The sequence below is a fragment of the Variovorax paradoxus EPS genome (assembly GCF_000184745.1).
Classification (GTDB): domain Bacteria; phylum Pseudomonadota; class Gammaproteobacteria; order Burkholderiales; family Burkholderiaceae_C; genus Variovorax; species Variovorax paradoxus_C.
The window spans coordinates 1,142,960-1,163,951 of sequence record NC_014931.1 but is presented as its reverse complement, the minus strand read 5'-3'; the positions used below and the strand labels follow the sequence as shown (position 1 = coordinate 1,163,951).

Below are 20,992 nucleotides of genomic sequence, written 5' to 3'. Positions count from 1 at the left end.
TTTGGCTCCTTCCCCCTATGGGGGAAGGTTGGGATGGGGGCAGGCGGCGGTGGACAAGCCGACAGCAATGGAGACGCCGCGTGCCCCCACCCCTGCCCTCCCCCAGAGGGGGAGGGAGAAAAGCCGGGCTCATGCGGTTGTCACCACTTCAGGCTCTTCTTCAAAGAGCATGTCGTGAATGCGCTGCGCCGTGCTTTGAAACTCCGCGCCGCCAAGGCTCGCAAGCGAGAAGCCATGGCTGTTCACCTCGGCGCGCATGCGCCCCGGATGCGGCGACAGCAGCGCCACGCGGTTGCCCACCACCAGCGCTTCTTCGATGGAATGCGTGACGAACAGCAGTGTGAAACGCACCTCGTCCCACAACTCGAGCAGCTCCTGCTGCATCTTGCGGCGTGTGAGCGCGTCGAGCGCGGCGAAGGGCTCGTCCATCAGCAGCACGCGCGGCTGCATCGCGAGCGCACGGGCAATCGCCACCCGCTGTTTCATGCCGCCCGAGAGCTGGTGCGGATGCACGTCGGCGAACTTGGCGAGGCCGACCTTGTCGAGGTAGTGCAGCGCGCGTTCGGCGGCTTCCTTCTTGCCGAGCGTGCGAGATGCGAGCAGCGGGAACATGACGTTCTGCTTCACCGTCTTCCACGGCGGCAACTGGTCGAACTCCTGGAACACGACGATGCGGTCGGGGCCGGGTTGGGTCACGCGCTGGCCGTCGAGGCGGATTTCGCCTTCGACCGGCGCGATGAAACCGCCCACGGCCTTCAGCAGCGTGGACTTGCCGCAGCCCGAGGGGCCGAGCAGCACGAAGCGGTCGGCGGCGTGAACGTCGAAGCTCACGCGGTGCGTGGCGCGCACGACGCGTTCGGGGGTGCGGTATTCGAGGCTGACGCCGTCGACCTGGAGCAGCGGCGCCAGATCGTTCCCGTGGTCTTGCTCCCTCCCCTCCCGGGGGAGGGCCGGGGTGGGGGCAAGCGGCGCTGGCTTCGTCGCCGCTCTGCCCGCCCCCATCCCAACCTTCCCCCAGAGGGGGAAGGAGCCAACCCCCGAAGACGCCTTCGCCGAGCTCACTCAATTCCCCGAAGCGTTCTGCGCATCGTCGAAGAAATAGTCCTTCACCGATGCCGGCTTGTTCTTGATCGCGCCCACCCGGTGCATGAACTCCGCCAGCGCATAGGTGTTCTGCGGCGTGGTCTTGAACTGCACTTCGGGGTTCTTGATGATCTTGAGCAGCAGCTCGCGGTCGAGCTTCGCGTTGCTCACCTTCAGGTAGATGTCGGCCGCCTTCTCAGGATTGGCCGTGACGAACTTCGCGGCTTCATCGAGCGCATCGACGAAGGCCTTGTAGGTCTTGGGGTTCTCGTTGCGGAATTTCTCGGTCGCGTAGAGCACCGTGGCCGAAGCCGGCCCGCCGAGCACCTGGTACGAATTGAGCACGATGTGCGCATTCGGATTGCCCGCCAGCTCCTGCTCCTGGAACGGCGGGTTGCCGAAGTGCCCCGTGATCTCGGTGCCGCCCTTGATGATGGCCGCGGCCGCGTCGGGGTGCGGAATGGCCACGCTGATCTTGTCCAGGCGGTTGAATTCCTTGTCGCCCCACAGCTTCGCCGAAGCGAACTGCAGCACGCGCGACTGCACCGACACGCCCACCGCGGGCAGCGCGATGCGGTCCTTCTCGGTGAAGTCGGCGATCGTCTTCACGTTCGGGTTGTTGCTCACCAGGTAGTACGGGAAATTGCCGAGCGACGCCACACCCTTCACGTTCTGCTTGCCCTTGGTGCGGTCCCACAGCGTGAGCAGCGGACCGACGCCGGCACCCGCGATCTCGATGTTGCCGGACAGCAGCGCGTCGTTCACCGCCGAGCCGCCCGAGAGCTTGATCCACTCGACCTTGGCATCGACGCCCGCGGCCTTCGCGTGCTTCTCGATGAGCTTCTGGTCCTGCGCCACGTTGAGCAGCAGGTAGACGGTGCCGAACTGCTCGGCAATGCGGATCTGGCCCTCGGCATGCGCGGCGAGGCTGCCGGCGAGAAGGCCGAGGCCTGTGACAAATGCAGCGGCCTTGCGTGTGAAGCGGTTCATGGTGGAAAGCGGTCCGGAAAAAGAAAGATCGAGAAGGATCAGAAAGGCGTGTCGCCCACGATGGTGGTGCGATTGAGTCGCCGGCGCAGGTGGTCGGGCGTGCCTGCAGCAAGGTGCATCAGCGAGCGGTTGTCCCAGAACATCAGGTCGTGCGGCGCCCAAGTGTGGCGGTACACGAACTCGGGCTTCACGCTGTGCGCGAACAGCTCGGCCAGCAGGGCATCGCTTTCGTCCTGCGGCAGGCCGACGATGCGCGTCGTGAAGTGCTCGCTGACGAAGAGCGCCTTGCGGCCGGTCTCGGGGTGCGTGCGAACCACCGGCTGCACGGCGGGCGCGACCTGGTCGATCTGCGCCTGCGAGAGCTTGGGCCGCCACGGGTTCTTGGCGCGCAGTTCTTCGTACTTGGCGAGGTAGCTGTGCTCGGCCTTGAGCGGCAGGATGCGTTGCTGCAACTCGGGACTCAGCGATTCCCAGGCCAGGTGCTGATCGGCGAAGAGCGTGTCGCCGCCTTCGCTCGGCAGCTCCTGGGCGTGCAGCAGGGAGCCGAGGCTGGGCTTGGGCTTGTACGAGATGTCGGAGTGCCAGTAGACGCCTGCGTCGCCCAGGCCGATGGGTTCGCCGTTCTCCTTGATGTTGGAGACGATCAGGATCTCGGGGTGGTCCTTGAGCTGGAACTGGTGGAGGACGTGGATTTCCAGCGGGCCGAAGCGGTGGCTGAAGTCGACGTGCTCTTGCGGGGTGATCTGCTGGTTGCGGAAGACCAGGACGTGGTGGTCGAGGTGCGCCTTGTGAATGCGCTGGAAGTCTTCGGCGTTGATCGGCTTCGAGATATCGAGGCCGATGATCTCGGCGCCTACCGGGGCATCGAAGGGGCGCACTTCGAAGTGCTGTGCTGCGGCCTCGGTGTCGTGGGGGAGAGCGGCTGTCATTCCGGGAATGTAGGGGCCGGGGGGTGGTTCTCCAACGAAATCTTCGTTGCTAGCTTATTCCTTGGCGCTTTACTTTTTTCTTCCCGAGGCCGGGTCTCGCCCCGGCGGGCGACCTACTTTTCTTTGCTTCGCCAAAGAAAGGTAGGCAAAAGAAAGGCGACCCTGCTGTCTGCGTCCCTACGCTTCGCTTCGGGCAACCTGCGGTGCTCACGTTTCGCGGGGTCTCGCCCAAACTCGCTGCGCTCAAACAAGGGCGAGCCCTGATCCGCGAAACGCTCCGCTCCTCGGCGCATACAGAAGGGCTTGGGGACCGGCGGGCCATCGCTGCGCTCGGCCAGCTCTCTGGCCTTCGCTTTGCTCGGCGCGGGTGGATAGCTGGGTGAGCTTTTTCTGCGCTTCAAGACACGCCGGGTGTTGCTTCGCAGCTTGGACTGGCTCCCTCTCCCTCTGGGAGAGGGTTGGGGTGAGGGCCGGCGGCACAGAAACACCGCCTCGCCCGCATGAAGGCCGCTGCCCTCACCCCCGCCCTCTCCCCAAGGGGAGAGGGAGCAAGTCCAGCAGCCCCAAAAAGGCGACGCGGCCGAAACGACGCCGAGCGAAGCAAAGGCCCGAGAGCTGGCCGAGCGCAGCGATGGCCCGTCCGGTATCCCACCCTTCTGGCTGCGCCGAGGAGCGCAGCGGTTCGCGGATCAGGGCTCGCAGCTGTTTGAGCGAAGCGAGTTCTGCGAGACCCCGCGAACCGCGAGCACCGCAGGTTGCCCGAAGCGAAGCGGAGGGACGCAGACAGCAGGGTCGCCTTTTCTTTGCTTACGTTCTTTTGGCGAAGCAAAAGAAAGTAAGTCGCCCGCCGGGGCGAGACCCGGCCTCGGAACTCAAAAAAACAAGAAAGAGAAAACTCACAGCGTATGGCTGCGATCCCCTTCACCAAACCCCATCGCATCCCAAGCCTCGCCGACCGCAAAGCCAACAACCTTGAACAGCTCCCCCATCTCATGCTCATGGATCAACCGAGCCGCCATCGCCCGCTCGGCGACGGTCCCCTGCTCCATCCTCGCCAGCAGCCCGCAGTTCAGCAGAAACCGCGCCTGACTCGTGTACCCCAGCACCTCGAGCCCCGCCTCCTGCCCCGCAACCGCAATCCCTGTGAAATCGACATGCGCAGTGATGTCCTTGTAGCCCACGTCAGCCAGCGGATCCCCATCGGCCTGATGCGCCCGATGGCACATCACCGTCCCCATATGCCGCTGCGGGTGGTAGTACTCGCTCTCTGGAAAACCGTAGTCGATGAGGAAGGCCGCGCCTTTCTCCAGCCGATCCGCCAGCGTGGCAATGAAAGCCTGCGCCTGCGGATGAATCTCGGTGAGGTAGTCGTGCTCGCCTGGCACCTCGACCGGCGGACGCAGCTCGGTAGGCCGATCAGCCCACGTCCAGCCATCGTTGCCCGCATTGCGCACCACGCCGCGCTCGAACCACTGGCCATTTACGCGTGCGAGAAGCTGCACAGGCATCGCATCGAGCACCTCGTTGCCGACCACCACGCCCTGCATCGACTCTGGCAGTTCGCCAAGCCACTCGACACGGCCTGCATACCGCACCAACGCCTGCTGCTGCCGCTCCCGCAAGGTGCCGGAAAGATCGACGATGCGGTAGCGCACATCGCTGCGCCCCATCTCGTCGAGCGCGTGCAGCAGTTGCACCGCCAGCGCACCGGAGCCGGCGCCGAATTCCCAGACCGTGTCGGTCCCGGTCTTCTCCAGCGCCTCGGCCACTTGCGCCGCCAGCGTCTGGCCGAACATCGGCGTGAGCTCGGGCGCGGTCACGAAGTCGCTGCCCGAAGACGGCATGTGGCCGAACTTGGCCGAGGTGTTGGCGTAGTAGCCCAGGCCGGGCGCATACAGGGCGAGCGCCATGAAGCGGTCGAAGCCGATCCAGCCGCCCGCACGCTCGACGGAGCGGGCGATCAGGTGGTCGAGGGCGATGGGTAAACTGTTCGGGGTCTTGGTCGTCACCCCTCGATTCTCTCTCCCTCTCCGTTCTTTCCCCGCATGAGCACCGCCCCCCTCTCCCCTGCCCGCCGCACCGTCCTCGTCACGGGTGCGGGCCGACGGCTGGGCCGCGAGATCGCGCTGGCGCTGGCCACGGGCGGCTGGCAGGTGGCGGTGCACTACCGCAGCTCGCGCGCCGAAGCCGAAAAAACCGTTGCCGATTGCGCCGCGCTCTCGGGCGATTCGGCGCTCTTCGAAGCCGACCTCGAAGACGAGCACGCCACGCGCGCGCTGCTGTCCCGCGTGGCGGCGCGCTTTCGCACCGTCGATGCGGTGGTCCACAGCGCCGCCCTCTTCGAACACGACGACACCGCCACCTTCAGCTACGCGCTCATGGAGCGCCACGCGCGCAGCAACACCGGCGCGGCCATTCTTCTGGCGCAGGCTTTGCATGACCACCTCGCACGGCGCGGCGATGCGCAGGGCGCGGTCGTTCACCTGCTCGACCAGAAGCTCTGGAATCCGAATCCCGATTTCCTGAGCTACACGCTCTCCAAGGCCGCGCTCGAAGCCGCCACGCCGATGCTCGCGCTGGCGCTCGCGCCGCGCGTGCGCGTGGTGGGCGTCGCGCCCGGCCTCACGCTGCCGAGCCACATGCTGGACGACGACAAGTTCGCGCAACTGCACAAGCTGTCGCCGCTGGGCCGCTCTTCCACGCCGGCCGACGTGGTCGCCACGGTGAAATTCGCGCTGGAGAACGGCTCGATCACCGGCACCACGCTGCTGGTGGACGGCGGCCAGCACCTGATGAAATTCGAGCGCGATTTCTCGCTCATGTGAGCACGACCATGTCCAATTCCTCGCCCTCGCCCACGCCTTCGCCGATCCAGGGGCGCCAGACGCTCACCCTCCAGGGCCTGCGCTTCGACGCCAACCTGGGCATCCTCGATCACGAGAAAACGGCACCGCAGCCCATATTGGTCGATGCCGAACTCAGCCTGGGCCCGCAGCCACTGCTGCCGCAGGACGACGACATCTTCCACGTGCTCGACTACCGCAAGGTGCGTCGCATCATCATCGACGAGTGCACCGCCGAGCACGTCAACCTGCTGGAGAGCCTGATCGGCAAGGTGGTGCACCGCCTGCTGCAGCTGCCCGGCGTGCGGGGCGTGCGGGTGAAGATCGCCAAGCTCGAAATCTTCGACGACTGCGAAGTGGCGATCCGCATGGAAGCCGGGGAATGGTGATCCGATGAGCATGTCTGTCTCTGCGCTATCCAGGATCGTGCTCTTGGCGTGTCTTAGTTCGGGCATCAGCGGCTGCTCCACGCTCGGCGCAGTCGGTGGCATTGGCGTCGGCCCCGGCGTGTCGCTGGACCCGCGTTACAAGCCGCAGGCCAAGGCCGCGCCGCAGACGGCTTATCGCATCGACGCCAAGCGCTATTTCATCGTCGAGCCGTACGCCAACACGTCTTGCAAAGACGTCTCTCTGGGCTACAGCGCCCGTACGTACAGTTACTCAAGGTTCGACGCGAAAAAGTTCGGCATGCCTGAGGTGAATCATGCGGTGGTTGCCACGTCGTACGAGCCTGCGCCCGGTAGCCTGAGCGCCGACGCGTCCAGCAAGTTGCTGCTGGCGCCGCCGGTGCTGGACGAGAGTTACCCCCAATATTTCTTCGTGCCGTTCTCGGCTAACGACGGTGAACGGTGGGGTGACCTGGTGCTGCTACGTAGCGGCAAGGACGCCCGACTCGATCTCGTGCAGCGTGGCACATCGTTGTATTTCGATCACGACCGCAGGGTGATCGATCTGGCGCAGATCCCGTTCGCACGTTCGCACAGAGAGCCCCGCCCGGGCGGCGTCGTGCTCACGCCATCGCGCGCCGTCGACCCACATGAAAACTTGCCGCCGCAAGGGCAGCCGTCGCTGGACACGCAAGCAGTCTGCACGCCGCGCGATCTGCCCTTCGTCAAAGCCAAGGGCAATTGACGCGGTGACCTGCGCCGCGCAGCGTGCCGGCCGAGAACCTCTGTAAAGGCTATGGGAAGGCGCTTGCGGGTGCAGGTTCAGGGGACAACAGCGACAATCAGGCCCCATGAATGCCGTTTGGACCGAATCCGCCGAAATTGCCGACAACGCGCTCGTCGCCGTTGGTGCCCCCACCAACTCGCTGAAGATCGAACGCGAGACGCACAAGCTCGAGAAGCGCCTGTGCCGAGAGGTCGGCCGCGCGATCGTCGACTACAACATGATCGAAGAGGGCGACAAGGTCATGGTGTGCGTCTCGGGCGGGAAGGACAGCTACGCGATGCTGGACATCCTGCTCAAGCTCAAGGCGCGCGCACCGATCCACTTCGACATCGTCGCGGTCAACCTCGACCAGAAGCAGCCCGGCTTTCCCGAAGAGGTGCTGCCCAAGTACCTGAGCGAGCTCGGCGTGGCCTTCCACATCGAGAACCAGGACACCTACAGCATCGTCAAGCGCGTGATTCCCGAGGGAAAGACGACCTGTGGCCTGTGCAGCCGCCTGCGCCGCGGCATCCTCTACCGCGTGGCGGACGAGCTGGGCGCGACCAAGGTGGCGCTCGGCCATCACCGCGACGACATGCTGCAGACCTTCTTCCTCAACATGTTCTTCGCCGGCAAGTTGAAGAGCATGCCGCCCAAGCTCGTGAGCGACGACGGCAAGCACATTGTGATCCGCCCACTCGCCTACGTGGCCGAGAAAGACCTGGTGCGCTGGGCGCAGCACCGCGAATTTCCGATCATTCCCTGCACCCTCTGCGGCAGCCAGGAGAACCTGCAGAGGAAGCAAGTCGGCGAAATGCTGCGCGAGTGGGACAAGAAGCACCCCGGCCGCGTGGAGAACATGTTCACCGCGCTGCAGAACGTGGTGCCTTCGCACCTGCTCGACGGAACGCGGCACGACTTCAAGGGTCTGAAGGCGACGGGCGTGGCCGACGACGACGGCGACAAGGCCTTCGACACGCCCTCCTTCGACTTGCTCTCCCAGGCACCCGCAGCCCTTCGCATCGTCCAGGGTTGAGAGGCTGAGAGGCAATTCGGCGTGGCCGAGCAGCGCCCGCAAAGGGTCCCGATCAAGGCGCAAAGCGCAGCCATAGCTCCGGCTATGGCGAGCATTTGCAACGCAGAGTGGGGCCCTTTGCGGGGGATGAGCGGTCATGTCGGATTGCCTCTCAGCCTCTGAACGGCTACCCAGGGGAATTTTGGGCATCGCTGCCCGGAGACCCTTCATGAAACGTGCTTCTCTCGCTCTGCTTTTGGCAGCAGCAGCAACAACAGTGACTTTGAGCGGCTGCGCCACCTCCTGGGTGGTCGACAGCGATGTGAAGAGCTTCTCGTCGCTCTCCACCGTGCCGCCCGGCGCCACCTACCGCTTCGAACGCCTGCCTTCGCAGCAGGCCGACACCGCCCGGCAAGATTCGCTCGAAGCGATGGCCGCCGCCGCGCTCGAGAAGGTGGGCCTGCGCCGCGACGACACCAAGCCCCAATACAGCGCGCAGATCGGCGCCCGCGTGACGGCCGGGCTCTCGCCCTGGGCCGATCCGTGGCTCTTCGACGGCCCCTGGGGCTACGGTTACGGCGGTGCCTACGGCTATTACGGGCGCCGCGGGTATGGCGGCTGGTACGGCGGCCCGGCGTTCTTTCCGCCGACGGCCAACCCCTGGTACGAGCGCGAAGTGAGCATCGTGCTGCGCGAAGCCGGCACGAACCGCGTGGTCTACGAAACCCGGGCCCGCAACGACGGCCCCTACAACGCGAGCGCTGCGATCCTGCCGGTGATGTTCCAGGCCGCGCTGCAGGGCTTTCCGAATCCGCCGCAGGGCGAGCGCCGGGTCAACATCGACCTCGCCACGGCGAAGACGCCCGCCGTGAAATAGTGCACTTCTAGAATCGAGCGGATGCAAGAAGCCACCCGTTTGATCGCCGTCCGCCACGGCGAGACCGCCTGGAACGTCGACACCCGCATCCAGGGCCATATCGACATCGGACTCAACGCCACCGGCCTCTGGCAGGCAGAGCGGGCCGGCCAGGCGCTGGCGGACGAGGACATCGGCGTCATTTACGCGAGCGACCTCGCGCGCGCCTGGCAGACCGCCGAAGCCATCGCCAGGCCGCACGGGCTCGCCGTGCAGCCCGAACCGCGCCTGCGCGAACGCGCCTTCGGTCACCTCGAAGGCATGAGCTTCGCGGAGATCGAATCGATGCTTCCCGAAGACGCCCGGCGCTGGCGCGAGCGCGATCCCGAATTCGAACCCGTCGGCGGCGAGAGCCTAATGACCTTCCGCGACCGCGTCACGCGCGTGGCCGCCGAGCTGGCGGCGCGCCATCCGGGCCAACTGGTCACGCTGGTCGCGCACGGCGGCGTGATGGACGTGCTCTACCGCGCCGCCACCCGCCAGGAGCTGCAGGCGCCGCGCACCTGGCAGCTCGGCAATGCGGCCATCAACCGCATGCTGTGGACGCCGGAGGGTTTCAGCCTCGTGGGCTGGAGCGACATCGCCCATTTGGCGGCGGACGATACGCTGGACGAGACGACCGCCTGATGCGCCGTCGCGCAGATGACGAATAGCCAGGCAAGAAATAAATTGCGCCTTTCACCTCGAGGTGAGGCGCAAATCGCAGAAATCTTTCAGGGAACCACGAGGATTTTTTGCAACGCATCTTCTGAATGAAAAGAATAAATTCCGAATCCTCGGCCTATGCCAGTTGGGACGCCTCCCTGGCGCTTTCGACGCCATGGATCGAAGCCACGCATTTGGGCAGCGTCGTCAGTTTGACAACGGGTGATGTATTGGCCCGCGAAGGGGAGCGGCACAGTTATTTTTATCTTCTTCGATCGGGATTTGTTCATTCGACAATCCAGCGAAGCAATGGCGCCGAATTTCTGCTCGAGATATTCGGGCCGGGCGCAATATTTGGCGAAGGCCCGGCATTTGCCGACAGGCCCCGCCCAACCACCACACGCGTGGTTGCGCCCGCAATTCTCAGCCGATATCTCCCTTCGGACATCAACCAAAAATTCGCCACCATGCCCGAATTGGCGGATTCGCTCATCAAGCTGCTGGGTTTCAAGAATCAGATGATTGTTGAAAAGCTGGCGGGTGTTGCGGCGGCTCCCACGGAACGCGTTGTCGATTTGCTTTTGCGTATTGCGCGATTGCAATCGAACAGCGAGTTTTCATCGACACCGGAATCGCAGGATTTCCAGGTCGATCTCACGCACGAGAAAATTGCCGCAATGACCGCATTGAGCCGGGTCACCGTGACACGGACATTGAACGCGCTGTCGAGGCAAGGGGTCATCGAAACGCGGGCCAAGCAGGTCATCATCCACGACGCCTCCGCGCTACGTCGTTTGCATTACAAAAATAGTTAACTTCCTGTATCTCTGGATACCACGAAAACCCTCACTTGACGCCATTATCAGCCTCGCAATTCAAGAGGAAATGATGGCAGAGTCAAACAACTGGGTGGTTGAGGATATCAATCGCACAACGCCGAACCTCGCGGCGATAAGGAAATTCGCAACCGGGGACCGTGCAGGCCTGCGGTTCGAGAATTTTCTGCAGGAATATCAAATCGACCTGATATTGCATGCCGTTAAAAAAATTGGCATCGAATATTACGAGGGCGACGACAAAGCCGGCGGCATGGTTCGCAAAGGAAAGCTAGGCCCCAATTTCTTTCGATTCAAGGCTGATCAAAGCGAATATTTCCGCCGGGCGCAGATTTTCGAAGAGATATTCGATCAGCAGATTCTCGGCTTGGTCAATTTCTTTCCCCGGGTCCAGGAAGTGGCGTCGAAGATGTTTTCCCTGGCACATGGAGTCGCAGAGCACCACGGCCGGCGCATGATGAATTTCACGGTGCGCGTTTTGCCGGAAGCGCCAATTCATCGGGACTGGATGCCAGGCGAGGATTCCGGGCTCTCATTTGCACCGCAAATCAAAGAGCAATTTGCCTGGAACATTTATCTGAAAACGCCCAAGTCCGGCGGTCAGACTCGAATTTATAACGAGCAAAACCTCGCGCTTGTCAGTAAAGGAAGCGAACATTGCGAGGTCGCCCCCCGCGTCGGGGATTTGATCATTTTCCGCACTACGCACCCCCACGAGGTATTGCCAAGCGATGGCGAACGATTGACCCTTTCGGGGTTTTTCGCAACCACCCCTGAGAAACTCCTGTTCTGGATATAAGGGTTTCGATGGAAAAGTCCCTGTCCGCACCCATGGGAATTTCGCATGGGTGGATTGCGGCGCTGCCTTTCATTCCCAAGGTATTGGTATTCGGTTTGATTGTCGGCGTGGCCAGCAAGAATGCCGATTGGTCCTTGAATGAATTGATTCTTGCCGCATTGAGCATCAATGCGGCCACCGCTCAATTGGCCGCGCTCGAATTCAACAATTCCGCGCATATCGGGGCATTGATTGCATTGACCATTGGACTCAATGCAAAACATCTTATTTTCACGGCCTCGCTTTGGCCGTATTTGAAGAATTCGGCTAAATGGCGTGCGTGGCTGGCGGCCGCCATGGTGACCGACAGCAGTTGGACGGCATGCCACATCGCCGCCCAGCGCGGCCCGATCAACGCCAACTTCATCCTCGGAAACTCCTCCGCCCTGACGCTGGCGTGGACGGCCGGCTGCATCGCCGGCTTCCAGTTCGGCGCGGTTTTCACGCAGCAGATGCTGTATCGCTTTGGATTGGATGCGCTGGTGCCCCTTTCGATGGCACTGCTGCTGCCCATCGGCCTGCGGAGAAATCCTCACCAACTGGCGCCCATCGGCATCGGCGCCGTGGTCGGCTTGGTTTACTGGTGGCGAACCGATCAACAGGCCGCGGCGGTGCTGGTGGCGGGCCTGGCCGGCATGGCGGCCACGTTGTGGCTCCACAGGCGCCACAAGGAGAGCCAGGCATGAACGCCATCCTCGTCATGGCGTTGGTCACGATTGCGATCCGCCTGTCGGGCCTGGGCGCGGCCCAATGGCTGTCGCGCTGGCCGGCTGCCGAGCTGGCCTTGTCGAACGCCGGCCCGAGCCTGATGGGTGCCTATCTGTTGATCCAGATCTGCATCGCGCCCACCCTGCTCTTGCCCGTGGTCGTCACCATGGCCGTGATGTGGCGCTTCGGCGGGCTGCAGATCGCCTTTCTCGCCGGGTGGCTGGCGCTCATGGCTGCGCGCCATCTTTGAGGCCGAGGGGGCCGCGCGAGGCTTCGACAAGCTCAACCCGAACGGTTCTTGTTGATCGAACGCAAGATCGCGAGAGTGGCCTTGAGAACGAACGCTGCGGTTCAGGCGTGCGCCGCCGTATCTCCAGCCACGCCCGCTTCCGCCTTCTTCGCCTCACCCGGCAGGTCGACCATCGGCCCGGTGCCGCTGTAGCGATCGAGCGCGAGGTAGATCGCGGGCGTGATGTAGAGCGTGATCACCTGCGAGAAGATCAGCCCGCCCACCACCGCCACGCCCAGCGGCTGGCGCAATTCGGCACCGGCGCCCAGGCCCAATGCGAGCGGCAGCGCACCCATCAGCGCGGCCAGCGTGGTCATGAGAATCGGGCGGAAGCGCAGCCGGCAGGCTTCGCGAATCGCGTCGACCGGCTTCATGCCTTCGGTGCGCTGCGCGTCGAGGGCGAAGTCGATCATCATGATCGCGTTCTTCTTCACGATGCCGATCAGGAGCAGGATGCCGATGGTGGCGATCAGCGTGAGGTCGAAGCCGAAGATCTTCAATGACAGCAGCGCGCCCACGGCCGCCGAGGGCAGCCCGGCAAGAATCGTCAGCGGGTGGATGTAGCTCTCGTACAGCACGCCCAGCAGCACGTAGATGACCAGCACCGCGAGCACCAGCAGCACCGCCTGGCTCGACTGCGAACTCTGGAACACCGCCGCGTCGCCGCCATAGGTGGTGATGATCGACTGCGGCATGTTCAGCTCGCTCTTGAACTGGTCGATCTTGGCGGTGGCGTTGCCCAGCGGCACGTCGGGCGCGAGGTTGAACGACACCGTCACCGCCTGCAGCTGGCCCTGGTGGTTGACCGAGGTCGGGCCCACGGTGCGGTTGATGGTCGAGAAGGCGGACAGCGGCACCAGCCTGCCCGTGGTGCTGCGCACCGACAGGCGCGAGACGTCGTCCTCGAACTGGCGGTCGCTGTCGGCGGCCGAGAGGATCACCTGGTAGGTGTTGCTCGCGGCGTAGATGCTGCCGATCTGCCGGTCGCCGTAGGCGTTGTAGAGCGCGGTGCGCAGGTCGCCCACCGCGACGCCGAGCACGCCGGCCTTGTCGCGGTCGATCTCCAGCGTGGCCTGCAGGCCGCGATTCTGCGAATCGCTGGTCACGTCGCGGAAGGCCGCGTCGGCGCGCATGCGCTCCATGAGCTTCGTGGCCCAGGGCACCATCTCGCCGGCGTTCACGCTCTGCAGCGTGTACTGGAAACGCGCCTTGCTCTGGCGGCCGCCCAGGCGCAGGTTCTGCACCGGCTGCATGTAGACGGCGATGCCGGGGATCTCGCGGAATCGCTGGCGCAAAGACTCGAGCACCTTGGCCATCTTCGGGCGCTCGCTGCGCGGCTTGAGCACGGCAAAAAGGCGCCCCGAATTCTGCGTGGCGGTCGGTCCGCCCACGCCGACAAAGGAGCTCACGTAATCGACGCTCGGGTCGTCCTTGAGGGTCGCAGCCACGCGGTCTTGAAGCGCCTTCATGGCGGTGAAGGAAATGTCTTCGGCAGCCTCGGTCGTGATCTGGATCTGGCCGATGTCTTCTTCCGGGAAGAAGCCCTTGGGAATGGTGATGAAGAGCCAGGCGGTGACGACGAAGGTGAGGCCCGCGGCCGTCAGCATCACCCAGCGGTGAACGAGCGTCCAGTCGAGCGTGCGCATGTAGGCGCCGTGCACCGCGCGGTAGCCGCGCTCGAAGGCGCGGCCGATGGCGGTGCCGGGCTCGGGGTGCTCTTCCTCATGGTCGAGCGCGCCCTCCTTGCGCGGCACCTGCTTGAGCAGCCGGCTCGCGAGCATCGGCACCAGCGTGAGCGAGACGATGGCCGACACCAGCACCGCCAGCGCCACCACCACCGCGAACTCGTGGAACAAGAGGCCGATGACGCCCGGCATGAAGAAGATCGGGATGAACACCGCCACCAGCGAGATCGAAATCGACACGATGGTGAAGCCCACCTCGCGCGCCCCGCGCAGCGCCGCGGCAAAGGGCTCCATGCCTTTCTCGACGTAGCGCATGATGTTTTCGAGCACCACGATGGCGTCGTCCACCACCAGCCCCACGGCCAGCGTGATGCCCAGCAGCGAGACGTTGTCCAGGCTGTAGCCGAAGGCGTAGAGCAGCGCGACCGCACCGATCAGCGAAATCGGAATCGTGGCCGCCGGAATCAGCGTGGCGACCAGCCGGTGCAGGAACAAAAAGATCACCAGCACCACCAGTGCGATGGTGCCCAGCAGCGTGAGCTGCACGTCGTGCACCGCCTCTCGGATCGAGAGCGAGCGGTCGTTCACCATCTGGATCTCGACCGACTGCGGCAGCTCCGCCTTGAAGCGCGGGATGAGCGCGCGCACCGCGTCCACCACCTGCACGGTGTTGGCATTGGGCTGGCGCTGCACGGCGAGCGAGATGGAGTCCTGGCCGTTGAAGCTGCTGGCGGTTTTCACCGATTCGAAGCTGTCTTCGATGGTGGCCACTTCATCGAGCCGCACCGGCGCGCCGTTGCGCTGGCCGACGATGAGCTTGGCGAAATCGGCCGCCTTCACGAGCTGGCGGTTGGCCTGGATGGTGAGCGTCTGGCGCGGACCGTCGAGCGTGCCGACCGGCGTGTTGGCGTTGGCCGAATTCACCGCCCTGGCCAACTCGTCGAGCGTGATGTTGCGGGCGTTGAGCAGGTCGGCGTTGGCCTTGATGCGCACCGCGAAGGCCTTGCGGCCGTACACGCCCACCTGCGCCACGCCGTCGATGGTCGAGAGCGTGGGCGAGATCAGGTTCTCGGCGTAATCGTTGAGCTCGGCCGGGTTCATCGAGGGCGAGATCAGCGCGATGAAGAGCACCGGCGCATCGGCCGGATTCACCTTGCGGTACGAGGGGAGCTGCGTCAATTCCTGCGGCAGTTGGCGCTGGGCGCGCAGGAGCGCAGCCTGCACGTCGACAGCGGCGGCGTCGATGTCGCGGCTGCTGACGAATTCGAGCGTGAGCGAGGTCACGCCCTGCGTGTTGACCGAGCTGATGGTCTGCAGGCCGGGGATGGTGGAGAACTGCTTTTCGAGCGGCAGCGCGACCGAGCTCGCCATGGTGTCCGGACTGGCGCCCGGCAGTTGCGCGTTGACGTTGATGACCGGCGTGTTGTAGCTGGGCAGCGCCGCCACCGGGATGCTGAAGTACGCAAAGATGCCGACCACCACCACCGCGGCAGACAGCAGCACCGTCATCGCAGGACGACGGATGCAGAGCTCCGAGATGTTCATGCCCGTTCCCGCTGCGGAGGCTTGACGTCCGCGCCGTCGGACGAAGCGGCGCTCCCCGGCGTCACGCCCGTGGTGCCGTTGGGCGCACTGCCCGGTCCGCCGTTCTTGGCATCGACGCGCACCTTGCCGCCAGGGCGCACGTTCTGGCTGCCCTCGATCACCACCTGCTCGCCCGGCTCGATGCCGCTCACGGCCACCTTGGTGCCGAAGGTGTGCAGCGCCTTCACCTTGCGGCGGGTGGCGGTCTTGGCCGCATCGACCACGTAGAGCGAGGTGCCGTCGGACAGCATCATCAGAGCGGCGGCCGGGACCACCGTGGCGCCGGCGAGCGTGCGCACCGTGATGCGCGTGCCGACGAACTGGCCCGGCCAGAGGCCCTGGTCGGCGTTGGCGAACACGGCCTTGGCGCGCACGGTGCCTATCTGCGGATCGACCGTGTTGTCGACGAAATCGAGCGAGCCGACGAGCGGCGTCTTGCGCCCGGCGACGAGCGCCTCGACCGGCGCCCGGCTGCGAGCGGCTTCCAGCAGATCCTGCAGGTTGCCCTCGGGCACCGGGAAGCTCACCGCGATCGGATCGAGCTGCGTGACTGTGACCAGCGACAGCGTCGGCTGCACCAGCGTGCCCGGGTAGATATTGACGGCGCCGATGCGGCCGGCAATCGGCGCGCGTAGCGTGGCATAGCCGAGCGCCACTTGGGCCGACTGCACGGCGGCGCGGTCGGCCGCCACGGCGGCGCGCTGCGCCTCGAGCTGCGACAGCGTGGCGTCGGCCGCGCTCTTGGCGATGAAGTTCTGGGCGACGAGGTCCTGGCTGCGCTTGTACTGGCGCTCGAGGTCGGCCATGGTGGCCTCGTCTTTTTGCTGCTGGGCGCGGGCACGGGCCAGATTGGCCTGGTCGTTGCGATCGTCCAGCGAGAAGAGCAGCTGGCCCGCTTTCACGAACTGGCCTTCCTTCACATGCACGGCGCTGACGGTGTTGGTGACCTGCGGGCGCAAATCGACGCTGTTGAGGGACACCACGCTGCCGTTGACCTGCACCGTGACCGGCACGTCCTGCTTTTCGGCGGTGGCCAGGGTCACCAATGCCGGGGCACCGCTGCCGTTCGCCGGCGCTGCCGCGGTCTTCGCATTCTTTGCCCCGGCCTTGTCACCGGACATGCTCCACCACCCGCCTGCGACGGCTACGATCAACACACCCGCAAGGGCAATGGCAGCATTTTTCTTCATGGGGTTCTTGTGCACTTTGGGCTGACACTGGCTATTGAATCAGCGCCCGACTCACGGCGTTCATGGTTCCCGTAAAGAAATGTAAAGCAGGTCAACCGACAAGCCCGCGCTCAACCTGCTGTGGCCGGCGCGAAGGGGCCGAACCCCTCGCTAAAATCGCCCGCTCCACAGCCTCTGGATATACCCCATGAACCGCTGCAAGAAAACCACGAATGCCCTCACTTTGACCGCGCTGTGCGCCCTCGCCGCCAGCGCCGGACTTTTCTCCCTGCAAGCCAGCGCACAGGACGAAATTCCCCGTCCGCAGACCCAGAACGAATCGCTGAACGGCGGCCGCAACTTCCCCATCGGCACGTTGCGCGGCAAGTTCATGGTGACCAATGCGCCCGACGTCGAACTCGACGGCAACGCCGACCGCCTCGGCGCCGGCGCCCGCATCCGCAACCCGCAGAACATGCTGGTGATGCCCGGCGCGATCATTGGCCAGAAGTACCTGGTGAACTACACGCGCGATGCCGCCGGGCTGTTGCGCGAAATCTGGATCCTCACGCCAGAAGAAGCCGTGGCCAGCCGCGAGTCGCTGAACAGGCCGCTGCTGAACATCTGGCCGTTCACCACGAACGACACCCTCAATACGCAGTAACCGCTGCGGACAGACATATAGAGAAAGAGGCGGCGCAGCCTTTCCGCGCCCGCCGCGCCTTCCATCCCTGGAGGGCATAGAGAGCACCCCATGAAAAAAGTATTCATCAAGACCTTCGGCTGCCAGATGAACGAGTACGACTCGGACAAGATGGCCGACGTGCTGAACGCCGCGCAGGGCTACGAGCCGACGCAGAACGTGGACGAGGCCGACCTCATCCTGTTCAACACCTGCTCGGTGCGCGAGAAGGCCCAGGAAAAGGTGTTCTCCGACCTCGGCCGCGTGAAGCACCTGAAGGCCAAGGGCGTGAAGATCGGCGTGGGCGGCTGCGTCGCGAGCCAGGAAGGCGCGGCCATCATCGCGCGCGCGCCGTACGTCGACATCGTGTTCGGCCCGCAGACGCTGCACCGCCTGCCCGAGATGCTCAACGACCGCGAGCGCCTGAACCGCCCGCAGGTGGACATCAGCTTCCCCGAGATCGAGAAGTTCGATCACCTGCCGCCCGCGCGCGTGGAAGGCGCGACCGCCTTCGTGTCGATCATGGAAGGCTGCTCCAAGTACTGCAGCTATTGCGTGGTGCCCTACACCCGCGGCGAGGAAGTGAACCGGCCGCTCGACGACGTGCTGGTCGAGATCGCCGGCCTCGCCGACCAGGGCGTGCGCGAGATCACGCTGCTGGGCCAGAACGTGAACGCCTACCGCGGCAAGATGGGCGACACCGCCGAAATCGCCGACTTCGCGCTGCTCATCGAATACGTCGCCGAGATCCCCGGCATCGAGCGCATCCGATACACCACGAGCCACCCGAACGAGTTCACGCCGCGGCTCATCGAGGCGTATGCCAAGGTGCCTCAGCTCGTGAGTCACCTGCACCTGCCGGTGCAGCACGGCAGCGACCGCATCCTCATGGCGATGAAGCGCGGCTACACCGCCATGGAATACAAGAGCACGGTGCGCAAGCTGCGCGCCATCCGCCCCGACCTGGCCCTCTCCAGCGACTTCATCGTCGGCTTCCCCGGCGAGACCGATGAAGACTTCGCCAAGATGATGAAGCTCATCGACGACTGCCAGTTCGACAACAGCTTCAGCTTCATCTTCAGCCCGCGTCCCGGCACGCCGGCCGCCGCGCTGCACGACGACACGCCGCATGAAGTGAAGCTCGCGCGTCTGCAGACGCTGCAGCGCGTGATCGACGGCAACGTGCGCCGCTTCGGCGATGCGCTGGTGGGCAGCACGCAGCGCGTGCTGGTCGAGGGCGCCTCCCGCAAGGACGCGAACGAACTCATGGGCCGCACCGCCTGCAACCGCGTCGTCAACTTCGAAGGCGACGCACGCCTGGTCGGCCAGATGACCGACCTGCGCATCACGCGCTCGCTGGCCTACACGCTGCGCGGCGAAGTGGTGACGCGCGAATCGTCGCCGGCGCTGCCGCAGCCCGCCGTGGCGCTCGCCCACTGATGGCGAAGCGACCGTCGATACGGGGCTCGTTCCAGCAGCTCCTGCTCTTTGCCTTTCTGCTGATCACCGCGCTGCTGGTGGGCGTGGCGCTGCGCTCGGTGTTCCAGTACGACGCGCTCATGACCCAGAGCCGCGATGCCGCGGCGCGCGCGCTGCGCCTTTCGGGCGCGGCCCAGTCGCTGGCCGAACGCAGCGCGGCAATGGAACGCGCCGGGCGCCAGTCGCTGGTGCTCAACGACGCGGTGCTGCGCCGCCGTTTCGACGAAGCCGCGCGCGAATCGCACCAGGTGCTCGAACGCCTGGAGAAGAACGGCCTGCTGCCCGCGAGCATCGAGCCGTGGCGCGTGCAGCTGGGCGTGATCGAAGGCCTGATGAGCGGCAGCGCCGACAGCGCCCTCGCCCGCGAAAGCACGATGGCCATGCAGTTCCGCGAGCTCGACACGCTCAACACCAGCCTCGCGCAGCAGGCCCAGTTCCTCATCGAGATGCAGAACGACGCGCTCGCCAAGCGCATCGAGAACGCGCGCCGCCGGCTGATGCGCGAAGTGGTGGCCGCGAGCGTGCTGGCCGTGGTGCTGGCGCTGGCTTTCGGCATCTGGCTCGCGCGCCCGTTCAAGCGCATGGAGCACGCGATCGTCGGCCTCGGCCAGAACCGGCTGGACGAGCCCATCGACATCCGCGGCCCGGCCGACGTGCGGCGCGTGTCGCAGCAGCTCGAATGGCTGCGGTTGCGCCTCACCGAACTGGACGCCGACAAGGCGCGGTTCCTGCGGCATGTATCGCACGAACTCAAGACGCCGCTGGCCGCGCTGCGCGAAGGCGTTTCGCTGCTGGAAGACGGCGTGACGGGTCCGCTGAATCCGGCGCAGCTCGAAGTCGCGCAGATCCTGAACCAGAACACCGTGTCGCTGCAGGGCCAGATCGAGGCGCTGCTGCGCTTCAACGCCGCGGCCTTCGAGGCCCGCGAACTGCGCCGCGAGCGCACCGAACTGCTGCCGCTCATCGAGGAGCAGATCGAGGCCCAGCGGCTGCAATGGCAATCGCATGGTTTGCGCGTGCGCGCCGAGGGCGAGCCGATCTCGATCACGGTCGACCGGACCAAGCTGGGCACGGCGATCGCCAACCTGCTGTCGAACGCGATCCGCTTCTCGCTTTCGGGCGGCGTCATCACCCTGGCCGTCTCGAGCACGCCGGAGGCGGTGCACATCGACGTCAACGACGCCGGGCCGGGCATCGCCGAGGGCGATCGCGACCGGATCTTCGAACCCTTCTTCCGCGGCGAACGCCAGCCTGAGCACACGGTGAAAGGCACCGGCATCGGACTTTCCATCGTGCAGGAGTACATTGCAGCCCACGGGGGCCGCATCACGCTGCAGCCTGGCGGACCCGGTGCACGTTTTCGCATCGAGTTGCCGCGCACGGCCTGACGCCCGATCTCCTTGCCGGCACGCCCCAGCTTCTTTTCTTCTTCTGAATCACCGCTTCGCGCCCCTTCGTCCCTTTTTTCGACCCATGTCTTTTTCGTTCGTCCGCAGTTCCACCCTCGCAGCGGCGTTGGCCATGCCCTTCGTCCTGTTGCTGGCCGCCTGCGCCACGCAGCCCAAGCCGCCCGCCGAGGCCGATGCACTGCCCCCGCCCGCCGTCGTGCCGCGCGTGATGCCGGTCGAGGCCGAGCCCCGCGCGCCCGCCACGCAGCCGGCCTCGCTCTTCACGCTGATGACCCAGGGACCGCAGGCGGCCATGCTGTCGTATGCCGACAAGGTGCGTACGCTCGGAGGGAACGAACTCGGCGCCGAAATTGCCCGCATCGGCGACCCCGGCGATTCGCCGACCACGCAGATGCAGTTGGCGATCCTGCTGTCGCAGACCCGCGTGCCCGCGGACCTCGCGCGCGCCCTCGGCCTGCTGCAGCGCGTGATCGCCAACCCGTCTCCGGAAGCACAGCCGTTGCAGCCGCTCGCGCGCGCGCTGGCCGCCCGCTATGTGGAACAGCGCCGCGTCGAGGACGACCGCGACAAGCAGGTGCAGCAACTGCGCGAGAGCCAGCGCCGCATCGACCAGCTCAACGACCGCATCGAAGCGCTGCGCGCCATCGAACGCAGCTTCGCGCGGCCCGCCGCCACGCCGGCCCCGGCAGCAGTTCCGGCGCCGGCGACCAACGGAAACAAGCCCACACCATGAGTACCGC

The 20,992-nt window shown here is 65.2% G+C and carries 20 protein-coding genes; 14 read left to right on the top strand and 6 right to left on the bottom strand.

Annotated features, from left to right (window positions below; all coding sequences use genetic code 11):
- Window positions 1-129: 129 nt before the first annotated feature.
- From VARPA_RS05190 to VARPA_RS05175, 4 genes are all read right to left on the bottom strand, one after another.
- The gene (locus tag VARPA_RS05190; RefSeq protein WP_013539504.1) at window positions 130-1,002 is read right to left on the bottom strand and encodes an ABC transporter ATP-binding protein; all 873 of its coding nucleotides are present in this window, start codon (window positions 1,000-1,002) and stop codon (window positions 130-132) included.
- 60 nt (window positions 1,003-1,062) lie between these two features.
- Window positions 1,063-2,073 (bottom strand): ABC transporter substrate-binding protein, encoded by a 1,011-nt coding sequence (locus VARPA_RS05185; protein ID WP_013539503.1) that lies wholly within the window; start codon window positions 2,071-2,073, stop codon window positions 1,063-1,065.
- Window positions 2,074-2,111: 38 nt separating this feature from the next.
- Complete coding sequence (locus tag VARPA_RS05180; RefSeq protein ID WP_013539502.1) at window positions 2,112-3,002, bottom strand: TauD/TfdA dioxygenase family protein; 891 nt, start codon at window positions 3,000-3,002, stop codon at window positions 2,112-2,114.
- Window positions 3,003-3,898: 896 nt separating this feature from the next.
- A complete protein-coding gene (locus VARPA_RS05175; RefSeq protein WP_013539501.1) occupies window positions 3,899-5,011 on the bottom strand; it encodes a class I SAM-dependent methyltransferase in 1,113 nt (370 codons plus the stop codon).
- 36 nt (window positions 5,012-5,047) lie between these two features.
- Between VARPA_RS05175 and VARPA_RS05170 the strand changes: the two genes are divergently transcribed.
- The 10 genes from VARPA_RS05170 (at window position 5,048) to VARPA_RS05125 (ending at window position 12,205) form a co-directional block, all read left to right on the top strand.
- The gene (locus tag VARPA_RS05170; protein ID WP_013539500.1) at window positions 5,048-5,827 is read left to right on the top strand and encodes an SDR family oxidoreductase; all 780 of its coding nucleotides are present in this window, start codon (window positions 5,048-5,050) and stop codon (window positions 5,825-5,827) included.
- An 8-nt stretch (window positions 5,828-5,835) separates the two neighbouring features.
- A complete protein-coding gene (locus VARPA_RS05165; protein WP_013539499.1) occupies window positions 5,836-6,234 on the top strand; it encodes a dihydroneopterin aldolase in 399 nt (132 codons plus the stop codon).
- Window positions 6,235-6,238: 4 nt separating this feature from the next.
- Complete coding sequence (locus VARPA_RS05160; RefSeq protein ID WP_013539498.1) at window positions 6,239-6,976, top strand: hypothetical protein; 738 nt, start codon at window positions 6,239-6,241, stop codon at window positions 6,974-6,976.
- Between the two features lie 106 nt (window positions 6,977-7,082).
- Complete coding sequence (ttcA, locus tag VARPA_RS05155; protein ID WP_013539497.1) at window positions 7,083-8,033, top strand: tRNA 2-thiocytidine(32) synthetase TtcA; 951 nt, start codon at window positions 7,083-7,085, stop codon at window positions 8,031-8,033.
- A 208-nt stretch (window positions 8,034-8,241) separates the two neighbouring features.
- Window positions 8,242-8,889 carry a DUF4136 domain-containing protein gene (locus tag VARPA_RS05150; protein ID WP_013539496.1) on the top strand — a complete coding sequence of 216 codons (648 nt, stop codon included), beginning with the start codon at window positions 8,242-8,244 and terminating at the stop codon, window positions 8,887-8,889.
- 21 nt (window positions 8,890-8,910) lie between these two features.
- Window positions 8,911-9,555, top strand: a complete 645-nt coding sequence (locus tag VARPA_RS05145; RefSeq protein WP_013539495.1) for a histidine phosphatase family protein — start codon at window positions 8,911-8,913, stop codon at window positions 9,553-9,555.
- Between the two features lie 125 nt (window positions 9,556-9,680).
- Complete coding sequence (locus VARPA_RS30445; RefSeq protein ID WP_041942782.1) at window positions 9,681-10,388, top strand: Crp/Fnr family transcriptional regulator; 708 nt, start codon at window positions 9,681-9,683, stop codon at window positions 10,386-10,388.
- Between the two features lie 73 nt (window positions 10,389-10,461).
- Window positions 10,462-11,208, top strand: coding sequence for a 2OG-Fe(II) oxygenase (locus VARPA_RS05135; RefSeq protein ID WP_013539493.1), 747 nt, complete (start codon window positions 10,462-10,464; stop codon window positions 11,206-11,208).
- An 8-nt stretch (window positions 11,209-11,216) separates the two neighbouring features.
- A complete protein-coding gene (locus VARPA_RS05130) occupies window positions 11,217-11,933 on the top strand; it encodes an AzlC family ABC transporter permease (RefSeq protein WP_013539492.1) in 717 nt (238 codons plus the stop codon).
- A complete protein-coding gene (locus VARPA_RS05125; protein WP_013539491.1) occupies window positions 11,930-12,205 on the top strand; it encodes a hypothetical protein in 276 nt (91 codons plus the stop codon). The genes VARPA_RS05130 and VARPA_RS05125 overlap by 4 nt, the downstream gene beginning before the upstream one ends.
- Window positions 12,206-12,306: 101 nt before the next feature.
- On the opposite strand, the gene VARPA_RS05120 is transcribed toward VARPA_RS05125, so the two are convergent.
- Both VARPA_RS05120 and VARPA_RS05115 read right to left on the bottom strand, forming a co-directional pair.
- The gene (locus VARPA_RS05120; protein ID WP_013539490.1) at window positions 12,307-15,474 is read right to left on the bottom strand and encodes an efflux RND transporter permease subunit; all 3,168 of its coding nucleotides are present in this window, start codon (window positions 15,472-15,474) and stop codon (window positions 12,307-12,309) included.
- Window positions 15,471-16,634, bottom strand: coding sequence for an efflux RND transporter periplasmic adaptor subunit (locus VARPA_RS05115; RefSeq protein WP_013539489.1), 1,164 nt, complete (start codon window positions 16,632-16,634; stop codon window positions 15,471-15,473). Before VARPA_RS05115 ends, VARPA_RS05120 begins: the two co-directional genes overlap by 4 nt.
- A gap of 256 nt (window positions 16,635-16,890) precedes the next feature.
- On the opposite strand from VARPA_RS05115, the gene VARPA_RS05110 reads away from it, so the two are divergent.
- The 4 genes from VARPA_RS05110 to VARPA_RS05095 all read left to right on the top strand — a co-directional run bounded on the left by VARPA_RS05110 (window position 16,891) and on the right by VARPA_RS05095 (window position 20,985).
- On the top strand, window positions 16,891-17,346 hold the full coding sequence (locus VARPA_RS05110; protein ID WP_013539488.1) for a hypothetical protein: 456 nt from the start codon (window positions 16,891-16,893) through the stop codon (window positions 17,344-17,346).
- Window positions 17,347-17,436: 90 nt separating this feature from the next.
- The gene (gene miaB, locus VARPA_RS05105; protein ID WP_013539487.1) at window positions 17,437-18,804 is read left to right on the top strand and encodes a tRNA (N6-isopentenyl adenosine(37)-C2)-methylthiotransferase MiaB; all 1,368 of its coding nucleotides are present in this window, start codon (window positions 17,437-17,439) and stop codon (window positions 18,802-18,804) included.
- A complete protein-coding gene (locus VARPA_RS05100) occupies window positions 18,804-20,231 on the top strand; it encodes a sensor histidine kinase (RefSeq protein WP_013539486.1) in 1,428 nt (475 codons plus the stop codon). Before miaB ends, VARPA_RS05100 begins: the two co-directional genes overlap by 1 nt.
- 85 nt (window positions 20,232-20,316) lie before the next feature.
- The gene (locus VARPA_RS05095) at window positions 20,317-20,985 is read left to right on the top strand and encodes a hypothetical protein (RefSeq protein WP_013539485.1); all 669 of its coding nucleotides are present in this window, start codon (window positions 20,317-20,319) and stop codon (window positions 20,983-20,985) included.
- Window positions 20,986-20,992 lie beyond the last annotated feature (7 nt).